Origin of the sequence: Flavobacterium sp. UBA7682, assembly GCF_002482945.1 — a bacterium.
Lineage (GTDB): Bacteria > Bacteroidota > Bacteroidia > Flavobacteriales > Flavobacteriaceae > Flavobacterium.
Genome location: NZ_DLGY01000042.1, coordinates 1 through 12281 on the forward strand (window position 1 = coordinate 1; position 12281 = coordinate 12281).

At 33.9% G+C, this 12281-nt stretch carries 11 protein-coding genes; 8 read left to right on the plus strand and 3 right to left on the minus strand.

Translation table 11 applies throughout. The features are described 5' to 3' along the window. Window positions 1–50: 50 nt before the first annotated feature. Window positions 51–584 (minus strand): bifunctional pyr operon transcriptional regulator/uracil phosphoribosyltransferase PyrR, encoded by a 534-nt coding sequence (gene pyrR / locus B3C16_RS11740; protein ID WP_291131891.1) that lies wholly within the window; start codon window positions 582–584, stop codon window positions 51–53. A gap of 350 nt (window positions 585–934) precedes the next feature. Between pyrR and B3C16_RS11745 the strand changes: the two genes are divergently transcribed. After that, entirely contained in the window at window positions 935–3157 is a 2223-nt protein-coding gene (locus tag B3C16_RS11745) for a S41 family peptidase (RefSeq protein ID WP_291131893.1), read from the plus strand. A 79-nt stretch (window positions 3158–3236) separates the two neighbouring features. Here B3C16_RS11745 and B3C16_RS11750 read toward each other — a convergent pair whose 3' ends face one another. Continuing rightward, window positions 3237–3488, minus strand: a complete 252-nt coding sequence (locus B3C16_RS11750; protein WP_291131895.1) for a DUF6266 family protein — start codon at window positions 3486–3488, stop codon at window positions 3237–3239. Window positions 3489–3771: 283 nt separating this feature from the next. After that, window positions 3772–4056 carry a helix-turn-helix domain-containing protein gene (locus tag B3C16_RS11755; protein ID WP_291131897.1) on the minus strand — a complete coding sequence of 95 codons (285 nt, stop codon included), beginning with the start codon at window positions 4054–4056 and terminating at the stop codon, window positions 3772–3774. A 299-nt stretch (window positions 4057–4355) separates the two neighbouring features. On the opposite strand from B3C16_RS11755, the gene B3C16_RS11760 reads away from it, so the two are divergent. The 7 genes from B3C16_RS11760 to B3C16_RS11790 all read left to right on the plus strand — a co-directional run bounded on the left by B3C16_RS11760 (window position 4356) and on the right by B3C16_RS11790 (window position 12257). Then, window positions 4356–4766, plus strand: coding sequence for a helix-turn-helix domain-containing protein (locus B3C16_RS11760; RefSeq protein WP_291131899.1), 411 nt, complete (start codon window positions 4356–4358; stop codon window positions 4764–4766). Window positions 4767–5009: 243 nt separating this feature from the next. Then, window positions 5010–6017: a toll/interleukin-1 receptor domain-containing protein gene (locus B3C16_RS11765; protein WP_291131901.1), complete on the plus strand. Its 1008-nt coding sequence runs from the start codon at window positions 5010–5012 to the stop codon at window positions 6015–6017. A 210-nt stretch (window positions 6018–6227) separates the two neighbouring features. Next, a complete protein-coding gene (locus tag B3C16_RS11770) occupies window positions 6228–7211 on the plus strand; it encodes a hypothetical protein (protein WP_291131902.1) in 984 nt (327 codons plus the stop codon). 121 nt (window positions 7212–7332) lie between these two features. Next, window positions 7333–8640: an AbiH family protein gene (locus B3C16_RS11775; RefSeq protein WP_291131904.1), complete on the plus strand. Its 1308-nt coding sequence runs from the start codon at window positions 7333–7335 to the stop codon at window positions 8638–8640. A 247-nt stretch (window positions 8641–8887) separates the two neighbouring features. Continuing rightward, on the plus strand, window positions 8888–9943 hold the full coding sequence (locus B3C16_RS11780; protein WP_291131906.1) for an ABC-three component system protein: 1056 nt from the start codon (window positions 8888–8890) through the stop codon (window positions 9941–9943). Continuing rightward, a complete protein-coding gene (locus B3C16_RS11785) occupies window positions 9940–10404 on the plus strand; it encodes an ABC-three component system middle component 2 (protein ID WP_291131908.1) in 465 nt (154 codons plus the stop codon). The genes B3C16_RS11780 and B3C16_RS11785 overlap by 4 nt, the downstream gene beginning before the upstream one ends. Next, window positions 10401–12257 carry a hypothetical protein gene (locus B3C16_RS11790; RefSeq protein WP_291131910.1) on the plus strand — a complete coding sequence of 619 codons (1857 nt, stop codon included), beginning with the start codon at window positions 10401–10403 and terminating at the stop codon, window positions 12255–12257. Before B3C16_RS11785 ends, B3C16_RS11790 begins: the two co-directional genes overlap by 4 nt. Window positions 12258–12281: the final 24 nt, after the last annotated feature.

A 12281-nucleotide genomic window follows, 5' to 3' on the forward strand; every position in this document is an offset into this window, starting at 1 on the left:
CTTATCCCTTTTCCCTTTTCCCTTTTCCCTTATCCCTTATCCCTTATCCCTTATACTAAATAAACCGCATCTTCTCCATCCTTTTCTTTCCAAGACACGATTACTTTTTCATCATTAATGACATCTACCTGACGTCCGCGGTAATCGGGTTGTATCGGTAAATGGCGGCTGAATCTTCTGTCAATCAGTACCAAAAGTTCTACTTCTGAGGGTCTTCCGAAGGATTGAATGGCGGTTAAGGCCGCATTGATACTTCTTCCGGTGAATAGCACATCGTCAATAAAAACCACTTTTTTATCTTCTACCAAAAAATCGATTTGAGTTTTGTTGGCTTCCAATTGTTTTTCGCCCCGACGGAAATCATCGCGGAAAAAAGTGATGTCTAAGAAACCTAATTGAACGTCTTTGATTTGGTAGTCTTTCTCCAACAAAGCCTTGACACGGTTGGCCAAATAAGTGCCTCGCGGTTGTATGCCTATTAAAACGGTATTGGAAAAATCGAGGTGGTTTTCGATTAACTGACAAGCCAAACGATGGAGTATGATATTGACTTCTTTGGAAGTGAGCAATACTTTTTGACTCATGGTAGTGTTGTTTGGGTGGTAAAAGTAGCGTTTTTTTTTAAGCAAGGCAAATTAGTTTTTAGTGGTCAGTGGTCAGTGGTCAGTGGTTAGTGGTCAGTAGTTAGTGTTCAGTGGTCAGTTGCTTAGTTGATAACCGAGAAGCTTTGTTGTATGACAGTTGGGAGTTGCAAGCTTGCAAGTATCTTTGATGCTTTATCCACATTTTGAGACTTTTGCATTAATAGATACTGTGCAAAATGATACCATAAATTAAAATCTTTCCTATTTTTTTGTTAAAGGGAAAACAACTTACCGAGGAAACTCCCAATTTTAAAACCTGAAATACTATCCATTTAAACCCAGTTCCATACATGAAACATTTTTTCTCTTTACTGTTTACTTGTTGCCTCACCTTAGCGATTAACGCGCAAGCACAACCCAAAAACACGATATTAAATTTAGACATTGAAACGGTCGTCGATGGTAAAGCGGTTGGCTGGACGCTATTTGGTAATGAAAAATTCACTGCCGTTGTTGACTCGACCATAGTGCATGGCGGCAAATATTCTTTATCGATTAGCAATGACAGCGATGTTGCCAATTTTAGGGCTTGGAACTTTACTTTACCCGCAAATTATGAAGGCAAAAGAATAAAACTCAGCGGTTATTTAAAAACGGAAAATGTTACTACCGGATTTGCCGGTTTGTGGATGCGAATTGATCCATCGATAGATTTTGACAACATGCAAAACAAAGGCATTAAAGGCACCAACGATTGGCAGAAATTTGAAATAACACTTCAAATGAATCCGCAAGAAACTACACAAATCGTATTAGGCGGTTTATTGGTGGGCAAAGGCAAAATTTGGATTGATGATTTGGAAATCCACATTGACCGAAAGGAATTGAAGAATGCCAAAATCTTTGAAAAGGAAAAATTACCCGCCGATTTAGATACTGAGTTTGCCCAAGGTTCTGCCATCGCCGATTTTACGCCGAATGCTACCCAATTGGAACACCTAAAAACGCTTGGTCTGATTTGGGGTTTCTTAAAATACCATCATCCGGCAATAGCGAAAGGCAATTACAACTGGGACTTTGAGTTGTTTAGAATTACCCCTAAAATACTGGCCGCCAAAACCGCTACAGAAAGAGATATGGCTTTGTTGGAATGGATTAAAAAATTGGGCGAAGTAAAAGAAGGAAAACCCGAAACCTTTAAACCGGACGAAGTCAAAATAAAACCCGATTTAGATTGGCTCACCCAAAGCGGCTTTTCGGCGGAACTGCAAAACCAATTGTTGAAAATCAAGAATGCGGACAGAAGCAACAAGCATTATTATATTGATTTTTATGCCGGTGTTAAAAACCCTATTTTTCAAAACGAAAATGCTTATGATGATAGGGAATATCCTGATGCCGGTTATCGCTTATTGTCGTTGTACCGTTATTGGAACATGATACAATATTATTTTCCATATAAAAACCTAATCGAAGAAGATTGGAAAAATGTATTGCAAGAGTTTATTCCGAAAGCAATAGCCGCCAAAGACAAAACCGACTACACGCTGACGATGTTGGAATTGATTGCCCGCATTCATGATACCCATGCTAATATTTGGGGTGGTAACAAAATCCTGAGTGACTTTTGGGGTAAAAATTATACGGCGTATAAAGTTAAATTTATAGAAGAGCAAGCCGTCGTAATTGATTACTATGATGAGACTTTGGCGAAGGAAAACCCACTGCAAAAAGGAGATGTTATTCTGAAAGTGAATGACAAAGAAGTCACCCAAATAGTCAAAGACCTTTTAAAAAGAACTCCGGCGTCCAATTATCCGACACAGTTGAGAGACATTGGTCCCAAACTTTTGCGCAGTAATGACAGCTTGGTTACTGTGACTTACCAACGCAACAACGAAATCCTGACGCATACCATTAAAACCTATCCGAGGAGCAAAATGAACTTTAACAATGCGGCCGAAAGTACTGAGCATAGTTTTAAATGGTTAGACCAAGACATCCTATACATTCACAACGGCGATTTAAAGAAAAATGAGTTACCTGAAATTGGGAAACAAATGCAAAAGGCCAAAGCAGTGATTATTGATGACCGAAATTACCCTTCGGATTTTCCTATTTTTGAATTGAGCAAACTTTTACTTCCTCAAAGGAATCTCTTTGTCAAGTTCTCTAATAGCAGTTTGAAAACCCCGGGCTTGTTTACCTATTTCGGTGAAGGCACTTACGTAGGCTCCAACAACAGCGATTATTTTAAAGGAAAAGTAATTATACTGGTTGATGAAACCACGCAAAGTTCAGCCGAATACCATGCCATGGCGTACCGAACTGCACCAAACGCCACCGTTATGGGTTCTACCACAGCCGGTGCGGACGGAAACGTATCTTCTATCAAACTTCCGGGCGGTATTATGACTATGATTAGCGGTATTGGGGTGTATTATCCTGACGGCAAAGAAACCCAGCGCATTGGGATAGTTCCTGATATAGTGGTCAAACCTACTATTGAAGGTTTTAACAAGGGCAAAGATGAAGTGCTTGAGAAAGCTTTAGCGTTTATAAGAAAGGATTGATTGGGGTGGATTGTAGTTAGTGGTCAGTGGTCAGTAGTCAGTGGTCAGTTAGTTTGGTTGATAACAGAAACCTTTGCGTTCATTGCGCCTTCTTTGCGTGCTTTGCGGTTAAGTTTTTAGTGGTCAGTTGGTTTAGTTTAAACCGAAATACTTTGTGTTCCCCCGCTACCGTTGTAAAGAGCTGTCGTTTCAGCAGCTGTGTTTCGGTTGGAGTTCTGTTTGTTTTTTTGGGCAGCGAACGCATGATGTCCTTGCCCCTCCAGTTGGCACCAACCACTGTGCCAACCTTTCCTGAAAATGGGCCCAATATGCCCTTGTTGTATGTTCCCATAGTTTTAAGTATTTGGGATTAGTAATTTAATTCCCAGCCCATTAGGTAACTGGTAAAGCAAAACTATTTCCTGTTTTCCAACACGGCAAGCAGCGCGAAGCAAATGATGTAAATTGAGTCTTAATGAATCAAATTGAGTTCCAAAGAGGCTCAATGAGACTGATAGCTACACAAAAAGCCTTTTTTTAACCCTTTGTTCGGGTGTGGTTCGGGTGTTGTTCGCAAGCTGTTCGCAAAATGACCTGTTTTTGCGAACAACACCCGAACATAATACGAAAAAAGGTTATCGATCATCAAACGCTTTTGAGGGGTCATTTGTCTTGATGCTGCTAATTAGTTCCTTTGTAAAAAAGCCTTTGGGATAGTAGTAACTTTTTCCAACCTTGGTGCAGGGAATGCTTCCATTGTCTCTTAATCTTTGCAGCGTTGCGCGGCTACATTTTAACAGTGCCATCATCTGAGCACTGTCGAGCAATACTTCATCTGTTGCTGCTTTAGGCATGGCATCAAATTTGGCATGAAGTGCCTGAATGGCTTCATATAAAATTGTGAACTCTGTGCTTTTCATTGATTGTTATATTTATGGGTTTATAGGCACGAAGTAAAAAAATTAGCGGTTCTATTGGAGACCATCTGCTATGCGATTCTTGAATTGATAGTGTTTAATTCTTGAATCTAACACTACAAAAAACCTTGTAAACCCTTTATTTTATTACCTTTTTTTAAAATGAAACTTTTATGCAATGCCTTTTTCCCGATTTGATTACTACCCAACCATTAAAAAAGTATATTTTTGTGTTGGTACATTACATCCTTTATTGGTGATATACAAACCAACTGACAAACCTTAAACCATTATCTTTACTTATGGAAACCAATAACAAACCAAAACACCTAGGAAGAAACATCAGCCGCATCCGCGAACTCCGTCAAATGAAACAAGAAGCATTGGCGATGGCTATAGGCGTTAGCCAACAAACCATTTCTACCATTGAAAACAGCGAGACTGTTGATGACGATAAATTAAAGCTCATAGCAGAAGCCTTGGGTGTTAGTGTCGTAGCTATTAAAAATTTTACTGAGGATGCAATGATTACATATTTTAATAATTTCAATGACCATAGTGTTAACAATGGACAGTTTAGCCCTACTAACTGTACGTTCAACCCATTGGATAAATTGATGGAAGCTCATGATGAAAATAAACAATTGTATGAACGATTGTTGCAAGCGGAAAAAGATAAAGTAGCTTATTTGGAAAAGTTGCTTGATAAATAAGACCACAATTATAGCACCAATTATGTTTAGGAAGCCTTTCGAAAGAGAGGCTTTTTTTGTTAGCTAAGTTGTTGATAATTACAACTACAAATATTATAAATATTGAATATTTGTAGTATTTTTACATATAGCTGTTTTAATTAAAAGCTATTTAATTAGTCATATTATATATCCAAATTTGGATAGAATGGTACCAAAGAGTGATACAAATAAAACAGTTATGCGCAATTCAAAGCAAACCACATGAAAAAAAAGACTTTCATTTCATATTCTTGGGATAATGAAGAACATACAGAATGGGTTTTAAACTTAGCCGATGCTTTAGTAAAATATGGGCTTGATATCATTCTTGACCAATATGATTTATCTGTTGGACACGAAATGACACACTTTATGGAGAAAGCAATGTTAGCAGATAAAATCATTGTAATAATGACACCAAATTATAAGATTAAGGCAGACAATCGTCAAGGTGGTGTAGGTTACGAATATTCAATGCTTACAAAAGAATTATTTGAACAAGAACCCGACCAAACAAGGATAATTCCAATATTGAAATCTGGCAATAAGGAAAATAGTTGTCCTTCATTCCTTCAAACTCGAATATTTCACGATATGACCATTGATGAAAAATTTGACGCTAAATTTTTTGAGTTGACAAAATTAATTCAGGATAAACCGTTGGTTAAAAAGCCACAATTGGGAATTTTAAAAGAAGATGAAGATTCAATTCCTGACCTTGAGAAAAAAATCACCGACTTTCAGGCAAAAGAAAATCTAATTAGACGTAAAAAGATGTTTTTAAATAGCTCTGAAGGGGTTAATTTATTTACCACGACAGCGGAAGAAATTATTTCAAAAATATTGCAAATCGTAGAAAACTATCGCACAAATTTTGGTTTTCATTTTCATGTTAAAACCAATAATATCAGTAATATTCTTATATCTACTGTTAATTATACTTTCTACTTTCAATCAAATCAAGATGCTTCAAATAGTGCTGAATATGCTTCAATTCAAACAAACTTCTTCCAAGGACCAGTTGGTTTAGATTATGGTATAGATTACCGAGGTCAAACTGAAGTTATTTACAGGCATAAGTACAAATTCTCTTTAGACGAGAATTTAAAACCTATTTTTATTCGTGAAGACAACCCAAATATTATTATTCTACCAGAAGAAGTTTCTACAATTGGTATAAGGGATGTAATTACAAAAGAAATTAATTTGCGTGAAAAAAGATTGGAATGAACTGCGCATAACAGAAGTTTTTAATAATTGCGAGGCTTGGGTTTCTCACCGGATTTTCTGCGAAAATTCAAAGCCAAGTTTAGTACTTGGAATCATTAGTAATAAATCGTCGCAGCTGTTGCAAGCGGTGGAACTTAAAAGGCAATGACTTGAAGAATATTGCACAAAACAATCATCTGAAATTATGAGTTTAATTGGTAACTTAAAAAAATGAAAATAACATATTTATTCGGAGCTGGAGCATCTTGTGAAGCATTACCAATTGTCAATCAAATACCCAAACGATTAGATGGATTAATTGAGAAGATTAAAAAAAATGAGTTTGAATTTACTAATCAAGAAACTTATAATGAAATTAATAAATCTAAAATATTAGAGTTAATAGTAGAAGATTTAAGATGGCTGAGAGACAGTACAGAAAATCACGCAAGCATTGATACACTTGCAAAAAAACTTTACTTAAAAGAAAAACGCAGTGAGTTAAATAAATTAAAATCAGCTCTTTCAATATTTCTTATTTTAGAACAGATTATAAATCCTGCTGATAAAAGATATGATGCTTTTTTTGCATCAATCCTAGATGAGCATTACAGTGAACTTCCTACAAACATTAGAATACTAAGTTGGAATTATGATTCACAATTTGAAAAATCTTATGCAGAATATACCGATTCGCCTGAATGGGATCAGAATAGAACTTCTTTACGTGTAACAACTAAAAGTTCCACACGAAGACCAAGAGCTGACGGATTCAATATTATTAAACTTAATGGTTCACATAATGTTATTGGAGATGCTGGACATAGTGTTTACGAATTTTGTCCAACGGGAAAAGGATATAACAAACAAATAATGGAGTCGATATTAAAGACCTACATGGATTTAAAGAAAACTGAAAATCGATTATATTCTGGATTGTCATTTGCTTGGGAGAAAGAAGAAAATATTATTGAGTTCGCAAAACAGCAAACTATTGATACAGAAATACTTGTTGTTATTGGATATTCATTTCCCTATTTTAATCGAAATGTTGATAGAGCAATTATTAAAAATATGGAAAAACTTAGTAAAGTTTATTTCCAATCACCAGAGGCAGCTGCTTTAAAAGAAAGGTTTGCAACTATAAGGACAGACATTAAAGATTTAGTGTCAATTTCTGATGTAAAACAATTTTATTTACCAGATGAATTATAAAATATAATTTCTTGTTAAAGCAGTTTGCAATAATTGCTAGGCTTGGGTTTCTCACCGAATTTTTCTGAAAATTCAAAGACAAGTTTTGTGCTTGGAAACATTTCACGAACCATAGAGAAAAATGATGAATAGAATTATACTTATTGGAAATGGATTTGATTTAGCTCATAATATTAAAACTAGCTATGATCACTTTATCAATGATTACTGGGAGAAAGTAATGCATAAATTGCGAAATGAAGTTAATGGCAACATTACAACTTACCTAAATATATTCGAAACTGAGGAAATTAAAATTGATGATGTTCCTGGGGGGATTTATAATGCTGGAGATTGGGTTAAAGGAGAAACATATGAAGATTTAATAAATATCTTAGAAAATAAAAATCTTGAATTAATTTTTAAAAATCAATTTTTAGAAATGCTTACAAAGAAGAAAAAAGAACAAAATTGGGTAGATATTGAGATTGAATACTACAATTTATTGAAAGAATCTTTTAAAAATAAAAATTGTTCGTATGGAATAACTAAGCTTAATAAAGATTTTGAAGGAATAAAAATCTTGTTGGAATCATATTTAAAAGAAGTCGAGAACAAATTTGTTGAGGATTTCGGCAAAAAAAATAGCGACTTAAGTTTAAGAAATAAGATTGGATCTAAAATTTATTCACCTTTTAAACTAAAAGATTTTACAGAGAATGCAATTAATAGAAAGGCTCAAAATGAATTTCATATATTTCAAAATAATCTAAATGCGTTAAATTCTAATTTGATAACTTTGGACGAATTAAGCGATGAAAGTCGACAATTAATTTCAAGAATAGGTAAAGATGGAACTGAAAAAGAAATTAGAAAATTACTTATTTCAGATAGCTCAGTTAATTACTTCGAATTGATGCCCGATGAGATTTTATTCTTAAACTTCAATTATACATTTACAGAAACATTGTATTCTAATCACACTTCATATTATTCTCTCACTTCAAAGAAAGATATAACAAAACAATATATACATATTCACGGTACAACAGATAAACATGATAGAAACGATGTTATATTTGGATTTGGTGACGAGATTGACGAAGACTACAAATCAATTGAAAATCTAAACGATAATGTTTATCTCGAAAATATAAAATCAATTAAATATTTAGAAACTGATAATTACAAGCAGCTGTTAGAGTTTTTGAATAGTGCCGAATATCAAATCTTCACTTTTGGACACTCTTGCGGTATTTCAGACAGAACTTTATTAAATACTCTTTTTGAGCATAAAAATTGTTCCTCAATAAAGCCGTTTTATTATAAAAAAGATGATGAAACAGACAATTATAGTGACATAGTTAAGAATATTTCTAGAAACTTTAATAACAAATCCATAATGAGAGACAAGGTTGTGAATAAAGATTATTGCGAGCCATTATCTTAAAAAATGCCAGCAGCTAACAGCCGTATGTAAGTACTGCGCGCTAGCACTATCTCCTAATTTTTTCTAAAAATTTAGAGCCGTGTTCAAGCTAGCTAGAGGAAAGTCATAAAACGACGAAAACCCTAAAAAACCCGATAAGCGGGTTATTTTTATAAGAAATGGAAGGGATTGGTGGGGATTATTTATATTTGGGGGAATGGGAGTTATACTTATCATCCTGTTAGCTGAAATGCAAAAAAAATATCTTATGACAACATACCAAACATCTACACGAATAAATTATGGAAAACAAATTTTACCTATTAAGATGGTTGAACTTTTTTCGGCAGATGATTGGGAAATTTTCATCGAAGAATGGATTGATTTAAAGAAAAGTATTTACGTCACTGTAGATAGGTTTGGTGGAGCTGGTGACAAAGGTCGCGATGTAGTTGGCTACATTACCGATAATAAAAATCCAAATTATGTTTGGGACTGTTATCAATGCAAACATTATGATAATGCCCTGCATCCTACACAAGTGTATGTTGAGTTCGCAAAAATTATATACTATTCATTTTTAAAAGAATATCCTGTTCCAAAATCTTATCACTTTATAGCTCCAAAAGGTTGTGGGACGGCATTATCCAAACTTCTTTCAAGTTCAGTTAGTCTACGAGATAAACTCATAGATAATTGGGACAAATACTGCAAAGATTTCATTACCTCGACACCAATTGAACTAAAAGACGATTTATTAAAGTATTTTATGGATTTTGACTTTTCGATTTTCTCCAAAATTGCTATCAAAGATATTATCGCCGAACATTCTAAGCATCCTAATCATCTTCTATGGTTTGGTGGAGGTCTTCCAGATAGACCAAGACTTGATGAGGACACGATTCCTGTAGATGTCCAAGTAAGTGAAACAGTTTACGTGAATGAGCTTCTAGCGGCATATGGTTCGGAAACTAGTACGGTTTATAAATTCCCATCAGATTTGGCAGGCATAGACAAATACATAAATCATTTTTCTAGAACAAGAATAAATTTCCATTATGCAGAGCAATTGAGGAATTTCTCTAGAGACAGTTTGCCGGTTGGAACTTATAATGATTTCCAAAAAGAAATTTACGATGGCATCGTTGATATAATTGAAGATGATCATGGAAATGGATTTATAAAAGTAAAGGAAGTTGAAAGTGAAGCGCGAAAGATAAATATAGCATCAAATCCGTTGAAAGAAGTCAGCTTAATCAATGATAGAGCAGGAATTTGTCACCAATTAGTAAATGACGGGAAATTTAAATGGCTAAAAAAATGATAGTAAATGCGTTCAACAATAATATTGAAACTGGACTCCGAATCCTTTGTATTCTAAATCAAAATTATCCAAAAACTTTTGATTTACAAACCTTACTGTATCTAGACTATTTTGCAGTTCATTCAGGCGATATCTCAGATATCAAAAGTTTACATGCTCCAGTACCTTACAGAACAGGCGAACTTCTAGTTAAGCGCTCATTAATTAAAGATGCAATTGAATTATTTTGTATTAGAAATTTGATTTCAGTTTCTTATACGCCAAGCGGATTAGAATATTTTGCCTCTGAACTGTCATCTCCATTCATTGAGTCATTACAAGAAGAATACACAATAGAACTTATTAAAAGAATAAATTGGCTAACGGATAACATTAATCTAGAAAAGGAAAATCTTCAATCTCTTTTTGAAAGTAAAATTGAAAGTGTGAACAGAGAATTTAATTTAGGAATTTTAGAATGAAAAATAGTGGATTTTATCTAACAGAACTGAGACTTTCTGGAAATAATCTAGAGAATGCTTCAATCCAATTTGAAAAAGGCTTAAATGTGATTACTGGTCCAACAAATACCGGAAAAAGCTTTATTTATCAATGTATTAATTACATGCTCGGCGGTTCTACACCTCCAAAGAACATTCAAGAAGCTAGAAGTTATAAAGAAATTTACCTAGAGTTACAAAGTAACGACGGTAATTTTTACACTCTTAAAAGTGATCTAATTGGAGGTAAGTTTCAATTATTTAATTCAAAAATTGACAAGATAAGCATAGGTTCTAATCCTAAATATTTAGATCGAAAGCATAGCCCAATTAATGAAGATAATGTGTCGGCCTTTTTACTTTCGCTGAACAAGCTCTCAAACAAAAAAATTAGAGTTAATGAAAGTGGTAAAACAAGAAATGTATCATATCGAGATTTAATCAAATTTCTGATGGTCAGTGAAGAAAGAATAATTACCCAGGAATCCCCTATTGTTTCACATTACACAAAAAAAACAGAAGAATTAAATACATTAAAACTTCTTTTGACTGAAAGAGATGACAGCGGAATAAGCATACCACTTTCATCAAAAGAGATAACTCACAGAAAAGGCAAAATAGAACTGTTGACTGAACTGATAAACAACTCTGAATCTGTTCAAAGTCGTGAAATATCGAATACTCAATTGCTCGAATCTCTAGATAAGGTAAATTCAAGCATTAATGAAATTGCATCAAACTTTAATACAAAAAAACTCTTATACCTATCGATAGAAAAAGAGCATATTACGAAGCTTGAAGTATTACAAAAAAATCTAAGTGAAAAAAATATTTTAGGCGAATTATTGAAAAGATCCAATATTTTAAAACAACAATATGAAACTGATATATCAAGGTTAAATGCTACTATTGAAGCTAGTTATTTGTTATCCAACAATTCAGTGGAAGGCGAATCATGTCCTTTGTGTCATAACAAAATATTGCATAGTTGTAACCAAGAAAGTATAGATGAAATTATTGAATCATGCAAAGCCGAGATTACGAAAATTATCAAGTTACAAAATGAATTGAGTGCGTCTGTAATTTTGATGAATAATGAAATAGGAACTTATAATTCAAAAGTATCCACTCTCGAAATGGAATTAAGCACCTTAAAATATGAGCTTGAATCTGGAATCGGAAAGGAAATCGATCAGCTATTAAATAAAATGACTGAATTGAACAATAGAAAGAGTTACTTAATAGGAATAAAGGACATATCAGAGCGGGTTGCCAGTTACAAAGAACAAAAATCAATAATAGAAAGTTCCATATCGACAAATGCCACCAAAACAGATTTTAGCAAATTTACAACATCAACAGCAACAAAGCTTTGCAGGGAAATGCTCGAAATATTAAATTCTATTAAATATCCAAATGCAAAATCCCTTGAGTATAGCGAATATACAAACGATTTTGTAATTTCAGGAAATGACAGAGGTTTAGCTGGAAAAGGATATCGAGCAATTACATTCGCAACTTTTATTCTTGCTCTTCAAAAGAGAGTTGAATTAAAAGAATATAGTATTGGCATTCCTGTCTTAGATTCGCCATTTGTAACTTACAGGAAGCCTAAAGTCCAAGAAGGTGAAGCTATATCTATCGACTTGGCAATGGATTTTTATCGTCATTTGGCGAATGATGAAAAAATAACGCAATTTATTATTATTGAAAACGAGGAACCGCCAGCAGATATACAATCTAGAATAAATCATATCAACTTTAGTGGTGTTAAAAATATAGGAAGATTTGGTTTCATTCCCACACCAGCCATTAACAGCGGTTATCAGCTATAGCTGGTTTTTCTTGAATTCAACTCT

What these genes read in the sequence shown, in the direction of transcription:
- pyrR (WP_291131891.1), bottom strand. Translation starts at nt 584, where the DNA reads ATGAGTCAAAAAGTATTGCTCACTTCCAAAGAAGTCAATATCATACTC.
- B3C16_RS11745 (WP_291131893.1), top strand. Translation starts at nt 935, where the DNA reads ATGAAACATTTTTTCTCTTTACTGTTTACTTGTTGCCTCACCTTAGCG.
- B3C16_RS11750 (WP_291131895.1), bottom strand. Translation starts at nt 3,488, where the DNA reads ATGGGAACATACAACAAGGGCATATTGGGCCCATTTTCAGGAAAGGTT.
- B3C16_RS11755 (WP_291131897.1), bottom strand. Translation starts at nt 4,056, where the DNA reads ATGAAAAGCACAGAGTTCACAATTTTATATGAAGCCATTCAGGCACTT.
- B3C16_RS11760 (WP_291131899.1), top strand. Translation starts at nt 4,356, where the DNA reads ATGGAAACCAATAACAAACCAAAACACCTAGGAAGAAACATCAGCCGC.
- B3C16_RS11765 (WP_291131901.1), top strand. Translation starts at nt 5,010, where the DNA reads ATGAAAAAAAAGACTTTCATTTCATATTCTTGGGATAATGAAGAACAT.
- B3C16_RS11770 (WP_291131902.1), top strand. Translation starts at nt 6,228, where the DNA reads ATGAAAATAACATATTTATTCGGAGCTGGAGCATCTTGTGAAGCATTA.
- B3C16_RS11775 (WP_291131904.1), top strand. Translation starts at nt 7,333, where the DNA reads ATGATGAATAGAATTATACTTATTGGAAATGGATTTGATTTAGCTCAT.
- B3C16_RS11780 (WP_291131906.1), top strand. Translation starts at nt 8,888, where the DNA reads ATGACAACATACCAAACATCTACACGAATAAATTATGGAAAACAAATT.
- B3C16_RS11785 (WP_291131908.1), top strand. Translation starts at nt 9,940, where the DNA reads ATGATAGTAAATGCGTTCAACAATAATATTGAAACTGGACTCCGAATC.
- B3C16_RS11790 (WP_291131910.1), top strand. Translation starts at nt 10,401, where the DNA reads ATGAAAAATAGTGGATTTTATCTAACAGAACTGAGACTTTCTGGAAAT.